Below are 218 nucleotides of genomic sequence, written 5' to 3'. Positions count from 1 at the left end.
GTCGTTGTCATAGGAACGGGTGTCGCTGACGGTCAGTACGGCGATGTTCAGCGGGACGAAGACTGCATCGGGTTGGACGCGCACAACAGGAACTCCTTGAATGGCCTTGTCGCCACGCTAAGGGGATGCTCCGAGGGCGTCCAATCGATATGGCGAACTGTTCCATCGACAGGCTCTATCGCTGCCTGGAGGTAGCCTCAGCATCTTCAGCGCCTGTG

The 218-nt window shown here is 58.7% G+C and carries 1 pseudogene; it reads right to left on the bottom strand.

The features are described 5' to 3' along the window. Nucleotides 1–84, bottom strand: a pseudogene (locus G1E_RS30380) (molybdenum cofactor biosynthesis protein); the annotation flags it as partial. Nucleotides 85–218 lie beyond the last annotated feature (134 nt).

It is taken from the genome of Pseudomonas sp. TJI-51, assembly GCF_000190455.2.
Taxonomy (GTDB): domain Bacteria; phylum Pseudomonadota; class Gammaproteobacteria; order Pseudomonadales; family Pseudomonadaceae; genus Aquipseudomonas; species Aquipseudomonas juntendi.
The sequence above is the reverse complement of the archived record's forward strand: the minus strand, read 5'-3'. Positions and strand labels throughout refer to the sequence as shown.